The sequence below is a fragment of the Pseudomonas inefficax genome, from assembly GCF_032164165.1.
Taxonomy (GTDB): Bacteria; Pseudomonadota; Gammaproteobacteria; order Pseudomonadales; family Pseudomonadaceae; genus Aquipseudomonas; species Aquipseudomonas inefficax.
In genome coordinates this window covers 2,643,272-2,660,809 of record NZ_CP134401.1, presented here as the reverse complement: position 1 = coordinate 2,660,809, position 17,538 = coordinate 2,643,272, and the positions used below count along the sequence as shown (strand labels likewise).

Annotated in this window: 16 protein-coding genes; 10 read left to right on the top strand and 6 right to left on the bottom strand. The window is 63.4% G+C overall.

What is annotated here, in order from left to right:
* The first annotated feature begins 63 nt into the window (after positions 1 to 63).
* Genes def through RIN61_RS11895 form a run of 5 tightly spaced genes read left to right on the top strand, consistent with a single transcriptional unit; the run spans position 64 to position 4,592 of the window.
* The gene (gene def, locus RIN61_RS11915; RefSeq protein WP_016712797.1) at positions 64 to 570 is read left to right on the top strand and encodes a peptide deformylase; all 507 of its coding nucleotides are present in this window, start codon (positions 64 to 66) and stop codon (positions 568 to 570) included.
* Positions 571 to 629: 59 nt separating this feature from the next.
* The gene (fmt, locus tag RIN61_RS11910) at positions 630 to 1,562 is read left to right on the top strand and encodes a methionyl-tRNA formyltransferase (protein ID WP_112251682.1); all 933 of its coding nucleotides are present in this window, start codon (positions 630 to 632) and stop codon (positions 1,560 to 1,562) included.
* Positions 1,559 to 2,869, top strand: coding sequence for a 16S rRNA (cytosine(967)-C(5))-methyltransferase RsmB (gene rsmB, locus RIN61_RS11905; protein WP_112251681.1), 1,311 nt, complete (start codon positions 1,559 to 1,561; stop codon positions 2,867 to 2,869). The genes fmt and rsmB overlap by 4 nt, the downstream gene beginning before the upstream one ends.
* Positions 2,870 to 2,892: 23 nt before the next feature.
* On the top strand, positions 2,893 to 4,266 hold the full coding sequence (trkA, locus tag RIN61_RS11900) for a Trk system potassium transporter TrkA (RefSeq protein ID WP_112251680.1): 1,374 nt from the start codon (positions 2,893 to 2,895) through the stop codon (positions 4,264 to 4,266).
* A gap of 11 nt (positions 4,267 to 4,277) precedes the next feature.
* The gene (locus RIN61_RS11895; protein WP_112251679.1) at positions 4,278 to 4,592 is read left to right on the top strand and encodes a tetratricopeptide repeat protein; all 315 of its coding nucleotides are present in this window, start codon (positions 4,278 to 4,280) and stop codon (positions 4,590 to 4,592) included.
* Positions 4,593 to 4,731: 139 nt separating this feature from the next.
* On the opposite strand, the gene RIN61_RS11890 is transcribed toward RIN61_RS11895, so the two are convergent.
* Together RIN61_RS11890 and RIN61_RS11885 are read right to left on the bottom strand one after the other, a co-directional pair.
* Positions 4,732 to 5,619, bottom strand: a complete 888-nt coding sequence (locus RIN61_RS11890; RefSeq protein ID WP_313857301.1) for a lysophospholipid acyltransferase — start codon at positions 5,617 to 5,619, stop codon at positions 4,732 to 4,734.
* A 41-nt stretch (positions 5,620 to 5,660) separates the two neighbouring features.
* Positions 5,661 to 6,212 (bottom strand): DNA-3-methyladenine glycosylase I, encoded by a 552-nt coding sequence (locus RIN61_RS11885; protein WP_112251677.1) that lies wholly within the window; start codon positions 6,210 to 6,212, stop codon positions 5,661 to 5,663.
* 83 nt (positions 6,213 to 6,295) lie between these two features.
* Here RIN61_RS11885 and glyQ point away from each other — a divergent pair, with 83 nt between their 5' ends.
* The 4 genes from glyQ to RIN61_RS11865 are packed head-to-tail and all read left to right on the top strand — an operon-like array spanning position 6,296 to position 10,654.
* Positions 6,296 to 7,243, top strand: coding sequence for a glycine--tRNA ligase subunit alpha (glyQ, locus tag RIN61_RS11880; protein ID WP_027592054.1), 948 nt, complete (start codon positions 6,296 to 6,298; stop codon positions 7,241 to 7,243).
* Complete coding sequence (gene glyS, locus RIN61_RS11875) at positions 7,240 to 9,291, top strand: glycine--tRNA ligase subunit beta (RefSeq protein ID WP_133969803.1); 2,052 nt, start codon at positions 7,240 to 7,242, stop codon at positions 9,289 to 9,291. The genes glyQ and glyS overlap by 4 nt, the downstream gene beginning before the upstream one ends.
* 3 nt (positions 9,292 to 9,294) lie before the next feature.
* Positions 9,295 to 9,822 (top strand): D-glycero-beta-D-manno-heptose 1,7-bisphosphate 7-phosphatase, encoded by a 528-nt coding sequence (gene gmhB, locus RIN61_RS11870; RefSeq protein WP_112251675.1) that lies wholly within the window; start codon positions 9,295 to 9,297, stop codon positions 9,820 to 9,822.
* A 46-nt stretch (positions 9,823 to 9,868) separates the two neighbouring features.
* A complete protein-coding gene (locus tag RIN61_RS11865; RefSeq protein ID WP_112251674.1) occupies positions 9,869 to 10,654 on the top strand; it encodes a lysophospholipid acyltransferase family protein in 786 nt (261 codons plus the stop codon).
* A gap of 313 nt (positions 10,655 to 10,967) precedes the next feature.
* On the opposite strand, the gene RIN61_RS11860 is transcribed toward RIN61_RS11865, so the two are convergent.
* Both RIN61_RS11860 and RIN61_RS11855 read right to left on the bottom strand, forming a co-directional pair.
* Entirely contained in the window at positions 10,968 to 12,587 is a 1,620-nt protein-coding gene (locus RIN61_RS11860; RefSeq protein WP_112251673.1) for an MFS transporter, read from the bottom strand.
* A gap of 98 nt (positions 12,588 to 12,685) precedes the next feature.
* Positions 12,686 to 14,332, bottom strand: coding sequence for a GMC family oxidoreductase (locus RIN61_RS11855; protein ID WP_112251672.1), 1,647 nt, complete (start codon positions 14,330 to 14,332; stop codon positions 12,686 to 12,688).
* A 238-nt stretch (positions 14,333 to 14,570) separates the two neighbouring features.
* On the opposite strand from RIN61_RS11855, the gene RIN61_RS11850 reads away from it, so the two are divergent.
* A complete protein-coding gene (locus RIN61_RS11850; protein WP_133969799.1) occupies positions 14,571 to 15,458 on the top strand; it encodes a LysR family transcriptional regulator in 888 nt (295 codons plus the stop codon).
* Here the strand turns inward: RIN61_RS11850 and RIN61_RS11845 are convergent.
* Positions 15,447 to 16,265 carry a sulfite exporter TauE/SafE family protein gene (locus RIN61_RS11845; RefSeq protein WP_112251670.1) on the bottom strand — a complete coding sequence of 273 codons (819 nt, stop codon included), beginning with the start codon at positions 16,263 to 16,265 and terminating at the stop codon, positions 15,447 to 15,449. The two genes, RIN61_RS11850 and RIN61_RS11845, sit on opposite strands and share 12 nt — an antisense overlap.
* On the bottom strand, positions 16,262 to 17,533 hold the full coding sequence (locus RIN61_RS11840; protein WP_207876978.1) for an NAD(P)/FAD-dependent oxidoreductase: 1,272 nt from the start codon (positions 17,531 to 17,533) through the stop codon (positions 16,262 to 16,264). The genes RIN61_RS11845 and RIN61_RS11840 overlap by 4 nt, the downstream gene beginning before the upstream one ends.
* Positions 17,534 to 17,538 lie beyond the last annotated feature (5 nt).

Genomic DNA, 17,538 nt, shown 5'->3' with positions numbered 1-17,538 from the left:
CCCCGTTTCCCTTTATTATGTGTGCTCAGTTTTCAACCGAACGCACAGTGACTGCCTGACCTTATGGCCATCTTGAACATTCTCGAATTCCCGGACCCGCGCCTGCGCACCATCGCCAAGCCGGTGACGGTGTTCGACGACGCCCTGCGTCAGCTGATCGACGACATGTTTGAAACCATGTACGAAGCCCCTGGCATCGGCCTGGCCGCCACCCAGGTCAACGTGCACCTGCAGGTCGTGGTCATGGACCTCAGTGAAGACCGCAGCGAGCCGCGCGTCTTCATCAACCCCACGGTCGAAGAGCTGACCCACGACATGGGCCAGTACCAGGAAGGTTGCCTGTCGGTACCTGGCTTCTACGAGAACGTCGACCGCCCGCTGCGTGTGCGGGTCAAGGCCCAGGACCGCGACGGCAAGCCATACGAGCTTGAGTGCGAAGGGCTGCTGGCGGTGTGCGTGCAGCACGAATTCGATCACCTCAACGGCAAGCTGTTCGTCGACTACCTGTCGCAGCTCAAGCGCGACCGGATCAAGAAGAAGCTGGAAAAGCAGCACCGCCAGCAAGCCTGACCCCCACCTTCCAGAAGGCTTGCTCCGGCAAGCCTTTTTCTTTTTGAAGCGAGAACTCCATGCGCATCGTCTTTGCAGGCACTCCAGAGTTTGCCGCCGAACACCTCAAGGCCCTGCTCGACAGCCCGTACGAGATCGTGGCCGTCTACACCCAGCCCGACCGCCCCGCCGGCCGTGGCCAGAAGCTGATGCCAAGCCCGGTCAAGCAACTGGCTGTGGCCCATGACATCCCGGTGTTCCAGCCGCCGACCCTGCGCAACGCAGAAGCCCAGGCCGAACTGGCCGCGCTGAAGCCGGACCTGATGGTGGTGGTCGCCTACGGCCTGATCCTGCCACAGGTGGTGCTGGATATCCCGCGCCTGGGCTGTATCAACAGCCATGCTTCCCTGCTGCCACGCTGGCGCGGTGCCGCACCGATCCAGCGCGCCGTGGAAGCCGGAGACGCCGAGAGCGGTGTGACCGTGATGCGTATGGAGGCAGGCCTGGACACCGGCCCGATGCTGCTCAAGGTGGTAACCCCGATCAGCGCCGAAGACACTGGCGGCAGCCTGCATGACCGCTTGGCCGAGATGGGCCCGCCGGCAGTAGTGCAAGCCATCGCCGGCCTGGCCGACGGTTCGCTGCAAGGCGAGGTACAGGACGATGCCCTGGCCACTTATGCACATAAGCTGAACAAGGACGAAGCGCGCATCGACTGGAGCCGCTCGGCCGTCGAGCTGGAGCGCCTGATCCGTGCCTTCAATCCATGGCCGGTCTGCCACAGCACCCTGGATGGCGAAAGCGTGAAGGTGCTCGCCGCCAGCTTGTCCACAGGCAACGGCGCCCCTGGCGAGATCCTTTCCGCCAGCAAGGACGGCCTGGTGGTCGCCTGCGGTGACCAGGCACTGAGCCTGACCCGCCTGCAACTGCCGGGCGGCAAGGCACTGAACTTCAGCGACCTGTTCAACAGCCGTCGCGAGAAATTCGCCAGCGGCAAGGTGCTGGGCCAATGAACCCACGCCTCGCCGCCGCCCGTGCCCTTGCAGCTGTGCTCAGCGGCAAGGCCTCGCTGAACAGCTCGCTGCCGGCGCAACTGGACAAGGTCGATGAACGCGACCGTGGCCTGACCCAGGACCTGGCGTTCGGCACCGCGCGCTGGCAGCCACGCCTCGACCTGCTGGCCGCGCAGCTGCTGCAGAAGCCGTTCAAGGCCGCCGATGCCGATGTGCAGGCGCTGCTGCTGGTCGGCCTGTACCAGCTGTTCTACAGCCGTATCCCGGCCCACGCCGCTATCGGCGAGACCGTCGGCTGTGCCGACAAGCTGAAGAAGCCGTGGGCCAAGGGCCTGCTCAATGCCGTACTGCGCCGCGCCCAACGCGAAGGCGAGGAACTGCTGGCCAGCATGGAGCGCGACCCGGTGGTACGCACTGCCCACCCGCGCTGGCTGCAGAAGTCGCTGAAGGCCTTCTGGCCGGAGCAGTGGGAGGCCATCTGCGCCGCCAACAACGCCCACCCGCCAATGATCCTGCGGGTCAACCGCCGCCACCACAGCCGTGATGCCTATCTGGCACTGCTGGCCGAGGCGGGTATTGGCGCCAGCGCCTGCCAGTACAGCCGTGACGGCATCGTGCTGACCGAAGCCTGCGACGTACGCGGCCTGCCAGGCTTTGCCGAAGGCTGGGTGAGCGTGCAGGACGAAGCCGCGCAGCTGTCCGCCGACCTGCTGGAACTGGCCCCCGGCCAGCGCGTGCTCGATGCCTGCTGTGCACCAGGCGGCAAGACCTGCCACCTGCTGGAAGCCGAAGCCGGCCTGGCCCACGTGGTGGCCATCGACCTCGAAGCCAAGCGCCTGACCCGGGTGCGCGAAAACCTCGACCGCCTGCAACTTGACGCCGAGCTGATCGCCTGTGATGCCCGCGACACCGCCAGCTGGTGGGACGGCAAGCCGTTCCAGCGCATCCTGCTCGACGCACCATGCTCGGCCACCGGCGTGATCCGCCGCCATCCGGACATCAAGCTGACCCGCCAGGCCGACGACATCCCGGCCCTGGCCAACCTGCAAGGCGAGCTGCTCGATGCCCTGTGGCCGACTCTGGAAGTGGGCGGCATGCTGCTGTACGCCACCTGCTCCAGCCTGCCGACCGAGAACACCGAAGTGATCGATGCCTTCCTCGCCCGCACTCCGGGCGCCCGTGAGCTGGACCTGGCCACCGAAGCCGGCCTGCGCCAGCCCCACGGCCGTCAGTTGCTGGCGCAGGAGGGCGGCCACGACGGTTTCTACTATGCCAAGCTGATCAAGATCGCCGCCTCGCGCGGATAAGAACAAAAGGTAGGGAGTAGCGGATGAAGATCATCATCCTCGGCGCAGGGCAGGTAGGCGGTACGCTGGCGGAACACCTGGCCAGCGAAGCCAACGACATCACCGTGGTCGACACTGACGGCGACCGCCTGCGCGACCTTGGCGACCGCCTGGACATCCGCACCGTGCAAGGCCGCGGCTCGCTGCCTACGGTGCTGCGCCAGGCCGGTGCCGACGACGCCGACATGCTGGTTGCGGTAACCAACAGTGACGAGACCAATATGGTCGCCTGCCAGGTGGCCTATTCGCTGTTCCACACCCCGACCAAGATCGCTCGGGTGCGCGAGTCGGCCTACCTGACCCGCGAAGAGCTGTTCGACAACGACCATATCCCGGTCGATGTGCTGATCAGCCCGGAGCAGGTGGTGACCAACTACATCAAACGCCTGATCGAGCACCCGGGTTCGCTGCAGGTGATCGACTTCGCCGAAGGCAAGGCCCAACTGGTTGCAGTAAAGGCGTACTACGGCGGGCCGCTGGTCGGCCAGCAACTGCGCCAGATCCGCGCGCACATGCCCAACGTCGACACCCGCGTGGCAGCCATCTTCCGCCGCGACCGCCCGATCACCCCGCGGGGCGACACGGTGATCGAAGCAGACGACGAAGTGTTCTTCATCGCCGCGAAGAAGGATATCCGCGCGGTGATGGGCGAGCTGCGCCGTATCGACGAAACCAACAAGCGCGTGGTCATCGCCGGCGGTGGGCAGATCGGCGAGCGCCTGGCCGAGGCCATCGAAAGCCGCTACCAGGTGAAGATCATCGAGATGAGCGCGGCCCGTTGCCGATACCTCTCCGACACCCTGGATAGCACCGTGGTGCTTCAGGGCAGCGCCTCGGACAAGGACCTGATGCTGGAGGAGAACATCGCCGACGCCGACATCTTCCTGGCCCTGACCAACGATGACGAGGCCAACATCATGTCGTCGCTGCTGGCCAAGCGCCTGGGTGCGCGCAAGGTGATGACCATTATCAACAACCCGGCCTATGTCGACCTGGTGCAGGGTGGCGACATCGACATCGCCATCAGCCCGCAGCTGGCCACCATCGGTACCCTGCTGGCACACGTGCGCCGGGGCGACATCGTCAGCGTGCACTCGCTGCGCCGCGGCGCTGCCGAAGCTATCGAAGCGGTGGCGCACGGCGATTCGAAGTCCAGCAAGGTGGTTGGCAAGGCGATCGAAGACATCGCCCTGCCGCCGGGCACTACCATCGGCGCGATCATCCGTGATGAAGAAGTGATGATCGCCCACGACGACACCATGATCGAGTCGGGCGACCATGTGATCCTGTTCGTTGTGGATAAAAAGCATATTCGGGATGTGGAGAAGCTGTTCCACGTCGGCTTGAGTTTCTTCTAGGAGCACAGGGCATGCGCGAATCGCTGGAGAAGATGCTGGCCAAGGGTGTGGATAACTCGTTGCTGAGGTTCGGGCTGGGCAAGGCCTGGCTGGACGAAGGCAATGGTGCTGAAGCGGCGGTGCATCTGGCACGGTGCGTGGAACAGGACCCGAAGTACTCGGCGGCGTGGAAGCTGCTGGGCAAGGCGCATCAGCAGCAGGGTGACCTGGCGGCGGCGCGCAAGGCCTGGGAGGAGGGGATCGTCGCGGCGCAGGCCCATGGGGACAAGCAGGCCGAGAAAGAGATGACTGTGTTCCTGAAGAAGCTCGACAAAATCTCAAGCTGACGCGGTCCCTGTGGGAGCGGGTTCACCCGCGAATGCGCCGGTGAAGCCAACATTGCATTCGCGGGTAAACCCGCTCCCACAAGGTCCCTGCTACCACAGGCAGAAGTGCATTCAGCCTACTGGAAGAGCAGTGGATAACTCAGTACCAGCGCGCTTCGCCAGCAGGGCGCTTCTTGAAGCGCTTCATGCTCCACATGTACTGGCTCGGGTACTCGCGCACATAGCGCTCGACCACCTTGCTCATCGCCGCTGCCGACACGGTCACGTCGGTGCTGTACATCTCTTCCGGCGCCGCCTCCAGGAACACCTTGAAGCCCGAGCCATCCGGGAGCCGCAGGGCATGCAGGAACACTCCCACCGCCTTGCCCCCGGCCAGCATGTTCGGCACGAACTTGCTGGTCAGCGCCTGGGTCCCCAGGAACGGCACGAATACCCCCGCCGACTCCGCCGGCTCCGGGTCGGCAGGAATACCCACCTGGCCACCACGGCGCACTTCCTTGATCACGCTGAGGATGCCTTCCTTGGTCGAAGGCGCCACGCGGTTACCCATCTGCACCCGCTGCTCGCGCAGCAGGTCATCCACCGCCTTGAGCTTCGGCGGGCGGTAGAAGATGATCGGTTTGCACTGGTTGCAATAGAAGTGGTTCAGCACTTCCCAGTTGCCCAGGTGGCTGGTGATGCCAACCACGCCCTTGCCAGAGGCCAAGGCCTGCTCCAGCACTTCCAGGCCGTGTACTTCCTTGACCAGCTCCAGCGAGCGCTGCGGCGGCCAGATCCAGGCACAGGCACTTTCGACGAAGGATTTACCGATATCCTTCAACGCGCGGCCCACCAGCTGCTCGCGCTCGGCCGGGTTCATCTCGGGGAAGCACTTTGCCAGGTTGATGCGCACGACATTGCGCGAACCGTTAGGCACCTTCCACATCAGCCAGCCGATACCGGCACCGACGCGCTGCACAGCGCCCCAGGGCAGCTTGGCAAACAGACGCAGCACCCCGACCATCAGGGCGCCCTTGAACTTTTCCACAGGCGAATTCCTTATTTCAGCAAGGCGCGCATTGTAACCCCTCAGCGCAACAAGGCGGCGTAGCGATCGCAATCGGTGGTGTGGTCCATGACCATGCCGGTGGCCTGCATGAAGGCGTAGCAGATGGTCGGGCCAACGAACGTGAAGCCGGCTTTCTGCAGGGCCTTGCTCATTGCTTTGGCTTCATCGGTAACCGCAGGTACCTCGCTGCGGCCCGTGAAGTGGTTGATCTTCGGCGCACCACCAACGAACGACCACAGCCAGTCGGCGGGGTTATCCACAGCCAGCCAGGCCTGTGCATTGCGCCTGGCAGCCTTGAGCTTGAGGCGGTTGCGGATGATGCCGGCATCCTGCATCAGCTCCTCTATGCGTTCGTCGCTCATGCCGGCGAGTTTCACCGGATCGAAGCCGTGCAGCACCTCGCGATAACGCTCGCGTTTGCGCAAAACGGTGATCCACGAAAGCCCCGCCTGGAACCCTTCGAGCAAAAGCATCTCGAACAGCAACGCCGGGTCACGCTGGGGCGTTCCCCATTCCTGGTCATGGTAGGCCTGGTACAACGGATCGTCGGTACACCAAAAGCAGCGTGGCATAAGGCTCCAATGAGTAGAGGGCGAGGCGAATCAGGTTATACTCCCGCTCTTTACATCCGCATCCCCAGATACAGGTGAATTTCGTGAGCCAGCCTACGCCAGCCGTGCGTACCTTCCAAGACCTGATCCTCGCCCTGCAGAACTACTGGGCAGCTCAAGGTTGTGTGGTGCTTCAGCCCTACGATATGGAAGTAGGCGCCGGCACTTTCCACACCGCTACATTCCTGCGCGCCGTGGGTCCAGAAACCTGGAACGCCGCCTATGTGCAGCCTAGCCGTCGCCCTGCCGACGGGCGGTATGGCGAAAACCCCAACCGTCTGCAGCACTACTATCAGTTCCAGGTGGTACTGAAGCCCAACCCGGCCAACTTCCAGGAGCTGTACCTCGGCTCGCTGAAAGCCATCGGCCTGGACCCGCTGGTCCACGACATTCGCTTCGTCGAAGACAACTGGGAATCGCCGACCCTCGGCGCCTGGGGCTTGGGCTGGGAAATCTGGCTCAACGGCATGGAAGTCACCCAATTCACCTACTTCCAGCAGGTAGGCGGCATCGAGTGCTACCCGGTCACCGGTGAAATTACCTACGGCCTTGAGCGCCTGGCCATGTATATCCAGGGCGTCGACTCGGTGTACGACCTGGTGTGGGCCGACGGCCCGTTCGGCAAGGTCACCTACGGTGACGTGTTCCACCAGAACGAGGTGGAGCAGTCGACCTACAATTTCGAGCACGCCAACGTCGAGAAATTGTTCGAGCTGTTCGACTTCTACGAAAGCGAAGCCAACCGCCTGATCAAGCTTGAGCTGCCGCTGCCGACCTATGAAATGGTCCTGAAGGCCTCGCACACCTTCAACCTGCTGGACGCCCGCCGCGCCATCTCGGTAACCGAGCGCCAGCGCTATATCCTGCGTGTACGTACCCTGGCCCGGGACGTGGCGCAAAGCTATCTGCAAGCCCGCGCACGCCTGGGCTTCCCGATGGCCACCCCAGAACTGCGTGACGAAGTGTTGGCTAAGCTGGAGGCTGCACAATGAGTGCTCAAGATTTCCTGGTAGAACTGGGCACCGAAGAGCTGCCACCGAAGGCCCTCGCCAGCCTCGGCGAAGCCTTCCTGGCCGGTATCGAGAAAGGCCTGCAGGCCGCTGGCCTGAACTACACCGGCAAGCAGGTTTACGCCGCGCCGCGTCGCCTGGCCGTGCTGATCCGCCAGCTGGATGTGCAGCAGCCTGACCGCAGCATCAATATCGACGGCCCACCCCTGCAGGCTGCTTTCAAAGACGGCGAGCCGACCCAGGCTGCCTTGGGCTTTGCCAAGAAATGCGGTGTGGATCTGTCGGAAATCGACCAGACCGGCGCCAAGCTGCGCTTCTCCCAGCACATTCCGGGCAAGGCCACTATCGGCCTGCTGCCGACGATCGTCGAAGATTCGCTCAACGATCTGCCGATCCCCAAGCGCATGCGCTGGGCGGCCAGCCGTGAAGAGTTCGTGCGCCCGACGCAATGGCTGGTGATGCTGCTGGGCGACCAGGTGGTCGACTGCACCATCCTGTCGCAGAAGGCCGGCCGTGAATCTCGCGGCCACCGCTTCCATCACCCGGAAAACGTGGTCATCACCACCCCGGCCAACTACGTCGAAGACCTGCGCAAAGCCTACGTGCTGGCCGACTTCGCCGAGCGCCGCGAGCTGATCAGCAAGCGTACCGCCGAACTGGCCATGCAGCAGGAAGGCAGCGCCATCGTGCCGCCGGCACTGCTGGACGAAGTGACCGCTCTGGTCGAGTGGCCGGTGCCGCTGGTGTGTTCGTTCGAGGAGCGTTTCCTCGAAGTGCCGCAGGAAGCCCTGATCACCACCATGCAGGACAACCAGAAGTACTTCTGCTTGCTGGACAGCGAAGGCAAACTGCTGCCGCGCTTCATCACCGTGGCCAACGTCGAGAGCCGCGACCCCAAGCAGATCGTGCAAGGCAACGAGAAGGTCGTGCGCCCACGCCTGACCGACGCCGAGTTCTTCTTCAAGCAGGACAAGAAGCAGCCGCTGGAAACCTTCAACGAGCGCCTGAAGAACGTGGTGTTCCAGGCTCAGCTGGGTACTGTGTACGACAAGGCCGAGCGCGTTTCCAGGCTGGCCGCCTTCATCGCCCCGCTGATCGGCGGCGACGCCCAGCGTGCCGGCCGTGCTGGCCTGCTGTCGAAGTGCGACCTGGCCACCGAGATGGTCGGCGAATTCCCTGAAATGCAGGGTGTTGCCGGTTACTACTACGCGCTCAACGACGGTGAGCCGGAAGACGTAGCCCTGGCCCTGAACGAGCAGTACATGCCGCGCGGTGCTGGTGCCGAGCTGCCGCAGACCCTCACCGGTGCTGCCGTGGCCATCGCCGACAAGCTCGACACCCTGGTCGGCATCTTCGGCATCGGCATGCTGCCTACCGGCAGCAAGGACCCGTACGCCCTGCGCCGTGCCGCCCTGGGCGTGCTGCGCATCCTGATCGAGAAGCAACTGGACCTGGACCTGACCGGCGCGGTCGAGTTCGCGGTCAAGCAGTTCGGCACCAAGGTCAAGGCCGTAGGCCTGGCCGAACAGGTGCTGGAGTTCATCTTCGACCGCCTGCGTGCGCGTTACGAAGATGAAGGCATCGACGTGGCCACCTACCTGTCGGTACGTGCCCTGCAGCCAGGTTCTGCGCTGGACTTCGACCAGCGCGTGCAGGCTGTACAAGCCTTCCGCAAGCTGCCGGAAGCCGAGGCCCTGGCCGCGGTGAACAAGCGTGTGTCGAACCTGCTGAGCAAGGCCGAAGGCGCCATCGCCGACCACGTCGAGCCGAAATACTTCGACAACGCCAACGAGTTCTCCCTGTACTCGGCCATCCAGCAGGCCGACCAGGCTGTGCAACCGATGGCTGCTGCACGCCAGTACAGCGAATCGCTGGCCCGCCTGGCGGCCCTGCGTGACCCGGTCGACGCCTTCTTCGAGGCGGTGATGGTCAACGCCGAGGATGCCAAGGTACGCGCCAACCGTTATGCCCTGCTCAGCCGCCTGCGCGGCCTGTTCCTGGGCGTGGCCGACATTTCGCTGCTGGGGTAAGCCTTGAAACTGCTGATTCTCGACCGTGACGGAGTCATCAACCATGACTCCGACGCCTACATAAAGACGCTGGACGAGTGGGTGCCGATCCCTGGCTCGGTCGAAGCGATCGCGCAGTTGAGCAAAGCAGGCTGGACGGTGGCGGTAGCCACCAACCAGTCCGGCATTGCCCGTGGCTACTATGCGCTGGCAACCCTTGAGACCATGCACGCGCGCCTGCGCGCTCTGGTGGCCGAGCAGGGTGGCGAGGTGGGTTACATCGTGTATTGCCCGCACGGGCCGGACGAAGGCTGCGATTGCCGCAAGCCCAAGCCTGGCATGCTGCGGGCGATCGCCGAGCATTACCAGGTCGGCCTGGAAGGCGTCTGGTTCGTTGGCGACAGCAAAGGTGACCTGGAGGCCGCCCTGGCCGTCGGTGCACAACCCGTGCTGGTGAAAACCGGCAAGGGCGAGCGGACCCTGGAAAAAGGCGTCCCGGAAACTACACTGATTTTCGACGATCTGGCAGCTATCGCCAGAGAACTAATTTAAACAGTGCGCCTTCGGGCGCATTTTTCTCAGGCGGGCATGCCCCGCAATGGTACAAGCCACTATGTCGATCCTGCAGGCGATCAGAATCTTTCTTTTTTACCTGCTGCTGGGCACCAGTTCTCTGCTGTGGTGCTCGCTGAGCTTCTTCGTCGCGCCGTTCCTGTCTTTCCCCAAGCGCTACAAGTTCATCAACGTGTACTGGTGCCGTTGCGCGTTGTTCCTGGTGCGCACCATCCTGGGTATCGACTACAAGGTCACTGGTGCCGAGAACGTGCCTGATGAGCCTTGCGTGATTCTGTCCAATCACCAGAGCACCTGGGAAACCTTCTTCCTTTCCCAGTACTTCTCGCCGCTGAGCCAGGTGCTCAAGCGCGAGTTGCTGTACGTGCCGTTCTTCGGTTGGGCCATGGCCATGCTGCGGCCGATCGCGATCAACCGCGACAACCCCAAGGAAGCCCTGCGCCAGGTAGCCAGCAAGGGCGACGAGTTGCTCAAGCAGAAAACCTGGGTGCTGATCTTCCCGGAAGGCACCCGGGTGCCATTCGGCACAATGGGCAAGTTCTCCCGCGGCGGCACCGCGCTGGCGGTGAATGCCGGGCTGCCGGTGTTGCCGATTGCCCACAACGCCGGCAAGTTCTGGCCGAAGAACGGCTGGGGCAAACGCGCTGGCACCATCGAGGTGGTGATTGGCGAACCGATGTATGCCAACGGCACCGGGCCACGGGCCATCGCCGAGCTCAATGACCGCGCCGCAGCGTGGAACGAAGCGACCCAGCGCGCCATGGGTTCGCTGCCACCAGCAGAGGAGAAGCCCCAGGAGCAGATGGCCTGACCTTCTGTGGATAACTTGTGTGCAATTTCTGGATGAAATGCTCTGAATCGACGCTAAGTCTTTGAATTAGCTGTTTATTTCTGTGTATGACATTTTTCTGAAAATCGTGCATAAGTTTTTTTGGGGCATAAGAAAACCGGCTTTTACAGCCGGTTTTTTTATGGGTTCATGCAGGTGTGGGTGATCTGTGTAGGAGCGGCCTTGTGTCGCGATAGGGCTGCGAAGCAGCCCCGGCAATTTGTGCATCACTGCTGAAACCCCAGGGCCGCTTCGCGGCCCTTTCGCGACACAAGGCCGCTCCTACAGCCAACCGTCAGATCTTGTCGATATCCACATCCTTGGTTTCTTTCAGGCAGAAAATCCCCACCACCAGGCTGACCCCGGTTACCAGCACCGGGTACCACAGCCCATAGAAGATATCCCCGGTATACACCACCAGTGCGAACGACACCGTTGGCAGGAAGCCACCAAACCAGCCGTTGCCAATGTGGTAAGGCAGCGACATCGAGGTGTAGCGGATACGAGTCGGGAACAGCTCGACCATCACCGCCGCCAGCGGGCCATAGGTCATGGTCGCGATCAGGATCATCGCCACGATAAGCACCACCACCATCACCTGGTTGACCTGCCCTGGGTCAGCCTTGGCCGGGTAGCCAGCCTGTTCCACCGCCGCACGCATGGCCGCTTCGTCGAAGCCATTGATGGTCTTGTCACCGATGTTGACCACCACATCGCTGCCCGCCACATCCACCGAGCTGTACGGCAGGCCCTGCTTGACCAGGAATGTCTTGACCTTGTCGCACGGGCTGTCGAAACGCGCCTTGCCCACCGGGTCGAACTGGAAGGTGCAACCTTGTGGGTCGGCGGTGACCACGATCGGCGCCTGGCGGCTGGCCGCGTCGATCTGAGGGTTGGCGTAGTGGCTCAGCGCCTTGAACAACGGGAAGTACAGCACCGTGGCCAGCAGCAGGCCGAGCATCAGGATCGGTTTGCGGCCAATACGGTCGGACAACCAGCCGAAGAACACGAAGAACGGCGCACCAATGACCACGCTGATGATCAGCAGGGTGTTGGCTTGGGCCGGGTCCATCTTCAGCATCTGGGTCATGAAGAACAGCACGTAGAATTGCGCCGTGTAGAAGGTTACGGCCTGCCCTGCGTTGATGCTGAACAGGGCGGTGAGCACCACCTTCAGGTTCGGCCAGGAGGTGAACGACTCACGGATTGGCGACTTGCTGACCTTGCCCTGGGCCTTCATTTTCACGAACGCCGGCGACTCGTGCATGCTCATGCGGATCCAGGTGGAAATCGCCAGCAGCACGATCGACAGCAGGAACGGCAGGCGCCAGCCCCAGGTTTCGAACTGGTCGCCACTGACATAGCGGCTGCCCAGCACCACCAGCAGCGACAACAACAGGCCAAGGGTGGCGGTGGACTGGATGAAACCGGTGTGGAAACCGCGCTTGCCGGGCGGCGCATGCTCGGCCACGTAGGTGGCCGCACCGCCGTATTCACCACCCAGCGCCAGCCCCTGCAGCATGCGCAGGACTACCAGGATGATCGGCGCCGCGATGCCGATGCTGGCGTAGGTGGGCAACAACCCCACCGCGAAGGTGGACAGGCCCATCAGCACGATGGTCACCAGGAAGGTGTACTTGCGCCCGATCATGTCGCCCAGGCGGCCGAACACCAGCGCACCGAACGGCCGCACCAGGAAGCCGGCAGCAAAGGCCATGAGGGCGAAGATGAAGGCGGTGGTGTCGTTCACGCCAGCAAAGAACTGCTTGCTGATGACCGCTGCCAGCGCACCATAGAGAAAAAAGTCATACCACTCGAAAACTGTCCCGAGGGATGACGCGAAAATGATCTTGCGTTCTTCACGACGGCTGGAGCTGCTGGCCGCCGCACCCTGCTCTTGGATGTAATCCGACATCGTTGCTGTCCTCGGCCCGCAGGCCACAGTGATTATTCTTGTTGTTCCACTGTCGGCAGCTTCTGACCGCCAGCTGCCGGTACTGCACGCACCCGTGGTCAGGGCGTCGGTATCGCGTCTTCGTTCAGATAGGTCTGGGTGGCAGCTCCTTTGAGGATCAGTTGCGCCGCCTTCTCGGCGATCATCAGGGTGGGTGAACAGGTATTGCCGGAGGTGATCTGCGGCATGATCGAGGCGTCTGCCACGCGCAGACCGGGGATGCCGTGCACGCGCAACTGGTTATCCACAACGTCCAGTTCGCCATTGCCCATGCGGCAGGTGCCGACCGGGTGGAAGATGGTGGTGCCGATCTTGCCGGCAGCTTCGAACAGCTCCTCTTCAGTTTGCAGGGCTGGGCCCGGCAGGTATTCCTTCGGGTCGAACACGGCGAGGGCAGGGGCCTGGACGATACGCCGGGTTAGGCGAATGGAATCGGCGGCAACGCGCAGGTCTTGGGGGTCACTGAGGTAGTTGGGGTCGATCAGCGGCGTGCTGTTCATGTCGCTGCTGCGGATATCGATACGCCCGCGGCTGGCCGGGCGCAGATTGCACACCGAAGCGGTAAAGGCCGGGAACGTGTGCAGTGGCTCGCCGAAGCGCTCAAGTGACAGCGGCTGCACGTGGTACTGCAGGTTGGCGGTGGCCTGCTCAGGGCTTGAACGCACGAATGCCCCCAGCTGGCTCGGCGCCATGGCCAGCGGGCCACTGCGGTCATAGAGGTAGCGCAGGCCCATGCCCATCTTGCCCCACAGGCTGTTGGCCATCTGGTTGAGGGTGCGGGTATTGCGAATCTGATAGACCAGGCGCAGTTGCAGGTGATCCTGCAGGTTGCCGCCAACACCGGGCATGTCGTGACGTACGCCAATGCCCAGGCTTTCCAGTAGCTGTCGTGGGCCGATGCCGGAGCGCTGCAGGATACCAGGAGAGCCCACCGCGCCCGCACAGAGGATGATCTCGCGACGTGCCGCAAACTCGTGCCAGGCACCCTGCCAGAACGCCTTCACCGCCCGTGCGCGGGTGTTGTTGAGCAGCACCTGGTCAACCTGAACGCTGGTCAGCACGGTGAGGTTGGGGCGGTCCTTGATCGGCCGCAGGAAAGCCTTGGACGCGTTCCAGCGTACACCGCTGCGCTGGTTCACCTGAAAGTATCCACAGCCCTGATTGTCGCCAGTATTAAAGTCGTCGACCTTGCTGATGCCGCTCTGCTCGGCGGCATCGCGGAAGGCATCGAGGATCGGCCAGCTGTAGCGCTGGCGCTCGACCCGCCATTCGCCATCACCACCGTGGTGCTCGCTGGCGCCGGCAAAGTGGCTTTCGCTGGCCTTGAACAGCGGCAGTACGTCCTTCCAGGCCCAACCGTCGTTGCCTTGCTCGGCCCAGCGGTCGTAGTCGGCGGCCTGGCCGCGCATGTAGATCATGCCGTTGATCGAGGAGCAGCCACCCAGCACCTTGCCGCGTGGATAGCCCAGCGCACGACCGCCCAGGCCAGGCTGCGCCTCGGTCTTGAAGCACCAGTCGGTGCGCGGGTTGCCGATGCAATAGAGGTAACCAACGGGGATGTGGATCCAGGGATAGTTGTCGCGGCCACCCGCCTCCAGCAGCAGCACGCGGCAGGAAGGGTCGGCGGACAAACGATTGGCCAACAGGCAACCGGCGGGACCGGCCCCTACGACCAGGTAGTCGAAGACAGAATCGGCTGATGGCATGTGCAACCTCGGGCCTGATTATTATTCTTGTCCCGATCCATCTTAGTGAGTAATTTCGTGGAGGAAACACGAGATTTCGCGCAGCCGCTGTGCGTTTTAGCACAGTGGTAAGTCTGTACCGGCCTCTTCGCGGGTAAACCCGCTCCCACAGGTTCGGCGCTGCTTCTGAAGCCTGCGCGATCCCTGTGGGAGCGGGTTTACCCGCGAAGAGGCCGGACGAACAGCCACAAGGATCAGCATGTTCGACTGGAACGATCTGCGGTTTTTCCTCGAGTTGCAGCGCAGCGGCCGTCTGCTTACCGCCGCCAAGCGCCTCAACACTACCCACAGCACCGTGGCCCGGCACATCGAGAGCATCGAGCAAAGCCTGGGTACCGCGCTGTTCGTGCAGCATGCCCAGGGCTATGAACTGACCCCCTCGGGCCAGGCCCTGCTCAAGCATGCCGAAGCCATGGAGAACGTCGCCCTGCTGGCGCAGGAAGAAATCACCCAGGCCATCACACCGCTCGGCAAGATTCGCCTGGGTGTGACCGAAGGCATCGGCATCATGTTCTTCACCCCGCGCATGAATGCGCTGTTCGACCGCTACCCCGGCCTGGAGGTGGAGCTGGTGGCGGTGCCGCGCTTCGTCAGCATCCTCAATCGCGAGGCGGAAATCAGCATCCACCTGGAACGGCCCAACGCAGACCTGCTGATCACCCGCAAGCTCACCGACTATCGCCTGGCCTTGTACGCCAGCCAAGCCTACCTGGATCGTGCCCCTCCGCTGCGCAACCGCGAGGACCTGGCCCGGCACAGCTGGATCGGCTACGTGGACGACTTGTTGTTCAGCCAGGAACTGCTGTTTCTCAACAGCTTCTGTCGCGCCCCCAACGTGGTGTTTCGCAGCACCAGCGTAATCGCCCAGCAAACCGCCGCCCGCGCCGGGCTGGGCATCGCCGTACTGCCCAACTACATGGCGCGCCACGACCCGACGCTGGTGCGCGTGCTGCCTGGCGAAACCATCCAGCGCAGCTACTGGATCTGCACCCGCCGCGAACTGCACAAGTCGGTGCGCCTGCGGGTAGTGTGGGACTACCTGCTGGCGCTGTGCGCGGCAGAACAGAGCGAGCTGCTAGCCCAGTAGCGCCTTGCCGGCCAGCAGCAGAGCCGCAGCCCAACCGGCCACGGCAAACATCTGCTGCAAGCGCGGCCCGGCCAGCCTGGCCGCCAATGGCCGCGCCAGCAGCAGGCCGAGCACCGCACCGACGGCGAACGGGGCGCCAACCTGCCAGTGCATGACCCCTGCCAGGCTGGCGCTGACCACACTGCCGGTGGACACCAGCGCGATCACCGCCAGCGAAGTGGAGACGATGCTGGCCATCCGCAGGTTGGTGTAGCGGTTCAGGGCCGGGATGATGACAAAGCCACCGCCCACGCCGAGCAGGCCGGACAGCAGCCCGGACAGTGCGCCGGTGAAGGCCAGGGCGCGCGCGCAGGGCAGGGTCCAGCGCAAACGGCCCTGCAACGGGTTCAGCACGCAGGGTTCGATGTAGCGATGGGCGTCATTGGCTTCGCCGCGCAGTTCCTTGGCCGCCTTGCGCCAGATGCGCAGGCAGGCGTATACCAACAGCCCGGCGAACACCAACTGCAGTGGCGTATTCGGCAAACGGTGGGCCAGCATCAGCCCGAACGGGGCCGCTGCCACACCGATCAATGCGATGAACAATGCCGCCCGGTAGCGCACCAGGCCCTGACGCAAGCCCAGCACAGCACCCACCGCTGCCGCCATGCCGACAGCCAGCAGGCCGACCGGTGCAGCCTCGACCATCGACAAACCCAGGCCGAACACCAGCAAAGGCACTGCGAGAATGCCACCGCCGGCACCGGTCAACGCCAGCACGGCACCGATGATCGCGCCCAGCCCCGCTCCCAGTATTTGATGTTCGATCACTGCCGACCCTCGGCTACCAACGGCTGTGGCCGTGCCAGCCACTCGCGGCCCTTGAGCATGCCTTTCCAGTACAAGGGTGGCAGCACCTGTGCCTTGAGCAACCAAGCCAGACGTGTCGGTTTGCGGCCATCCAGCAGCCAGTTGGGGAAGCTTGGAGCCAGCTTGCCGCCATAGGTGAACTCGGCCAGGACGATCTTGCCGCGCTCGACGGTGAGCGGGCATGAGCCATAACCATCGTACTGGGCCAGGGTAGGCAATCTGCCCAGGGCCACCAGCACGTTGTTGGCCACGACCGGAGCTTGCTTGCGTGCAGCGGCGGCGGTCTTGGCATTGCTGGTATTGGCTACGTCACCCAGGGCATGCACGTTGGTGTATTTGCGATGGCGCAGGGTGTGCGGGTCGACATCGACCCAGCCGGCGCTGTCGGCCAACGGGCTTTCACGAATGAAGTCCGGTGCCACCTGCGGTGGTACCACGTGCAGCATGTCGAAGGCCTCGACACGGGTTTCGCTGCTGCCATCGGCCAAGGTGCACACGAAGGTGGCGCGCTTGTTCGGGCCGTCCACGGCGACCAGGCGGTGGGAAAAATGCAGGTCCACGGCGTACTTGTCGATGTACTTCATCAGTGCGGGCACGTAGTCCGCCACTCCGAACAACACCGCGCCGGCATTGAAGAAGCTGGCTTTCACAGCCCCCAGATGACCGTGCCGCAGCCAGTGGTCGCAAGACAGGTACAGCGCCTTCTGCGGCGCGCCTGCGCACTTGATCGGCATGGGCGGCTGGCAGAACAGGGCTCGGCCTTGCTTGAGCTTCTGCACAAGTTCCCAGGTGTAGGGCGCCAGGTCGTAGCGGTAGTTGGAGGTGACGCCATTGCGACCCAAGGTCTCGCTGAGGCCATCAATGGCCGCCCAATCCAGCTTGAGGCCGGGGCAGACCACCAACTGTTCATAACTGATGGCGCGGCCACCTTCGAGCAGGACCAGTTGGCCCAACGGGTCGAACCCCTGCACGCGTGCCTTTATCCAGCGCACGCCGCGCGGAATGGTCGAGGCCATGGTGCGAGCAGTGCTTGGCGCCTTGAACACACCGGCACCGACCATGGTCCAGCCGGGCTGGTAGTAATGCACTTCGGCGGGGTCGATCAAGGTCACATCCAGCGACGGGTCACGGCTGATCAGGCTGGAAGCAGTGGCGATTCCGGCGGCGCCGGCACCGACGATGACCACTTTGTGGTGGTCGGTATTGGCAGGGGACAACAAGGCAGGCATGGCGG

What these genes read in the sequence shown, in the direction of transcription:
- def (WP_016712797.1), top strand. Translation starts at nt 64, where the DNA reads ATGGCCATCTTGAACATTCTCGAATTCCCGGACCCGCGCCTGCGCACC.
- fmt (WP_112251682.1), top strand. Translation starts at nt 630, where the DNA reads ATGCGCATCGTCTTTGCAGGCACTCCAGAGTTTGCCGCCGAACACCTC.
- rsmB (WP_112251681.1), top strand. Translation starts at nt 1,559, where the DNA reads ATGAACCCACGCCTCGCCGCCGCCCGTGCCCTTGCAGCTGTGCTCAGC.
- trkA (WP_112251680.1), top strand. Translation starts at nt 2,893, where the DNA reads ATGAAGATCATCATCCTCGGCGCAGGGCAGGTAGGCGGTACGCTGGCG.
- RIN61_RS11895 (WP_112251679.1), top strand. Translation starts at nt 4,278, where the DNA reads ATGCGCGAATCGCTGGAGAAGATGCTGGCCAAGGGTGTGGATAACTCG.
- RIN61_RS11885 (WP_112251677.1), bottom strand. Translation starts at nt 6,212, where the DNA reads ATGCCACGCTGCTTTTGGTGTACCGACGATCCGTTGTACCAGGCCTAC.
- glyS (WP_133969803.1), top strand. Translation starts at nt 7,240, where the DNA reads ATGAGTGCTCAAGATTTCCTGGTAGAACTGGGCACCGAAGAGCTGCCA.
- RIN61_RS11865 (WP_112251674.1), top strand. Translation starts at nt 9,869, where the DNA reads ATGGTACAAGCCACTATGTCGATCCTGCAGGCGATCAGAATCTTTCTT.
- RIN61_RS11860 (WP_112251673.1), bottom strand. Translation starts at nt 12,587, where the DNA reads ATGTCGGATTACATCCAAGAGCAGGGTGCGGCGGCCAGCAGCTCCAGC.
- RIN61_RS11855 (WP_112251672.1), bottom strand. Translation starts at nt 14,332, where the DNA reads ATGCCATCAGCCGATTCTGTCTTCGACTACCTGGTCGTAGGGGCCGGT.
- RIN61_RS11850 (WP_133969799.1), top strand. Translation starts at nt 14,571, where the DNA reads ATGTTCGACTGGAACGATCTGCGGTTTTTCCTCGAGTTGCAGCGCAGC.
- RIN61_RS11840 (WP_207876978.1), bottom strand. Translation starts at nt 17,533, where the DNA reads ATGCCTGCCTTGTTGTCCCCTGCCAATACCGACCACCACAAAGTGGTC.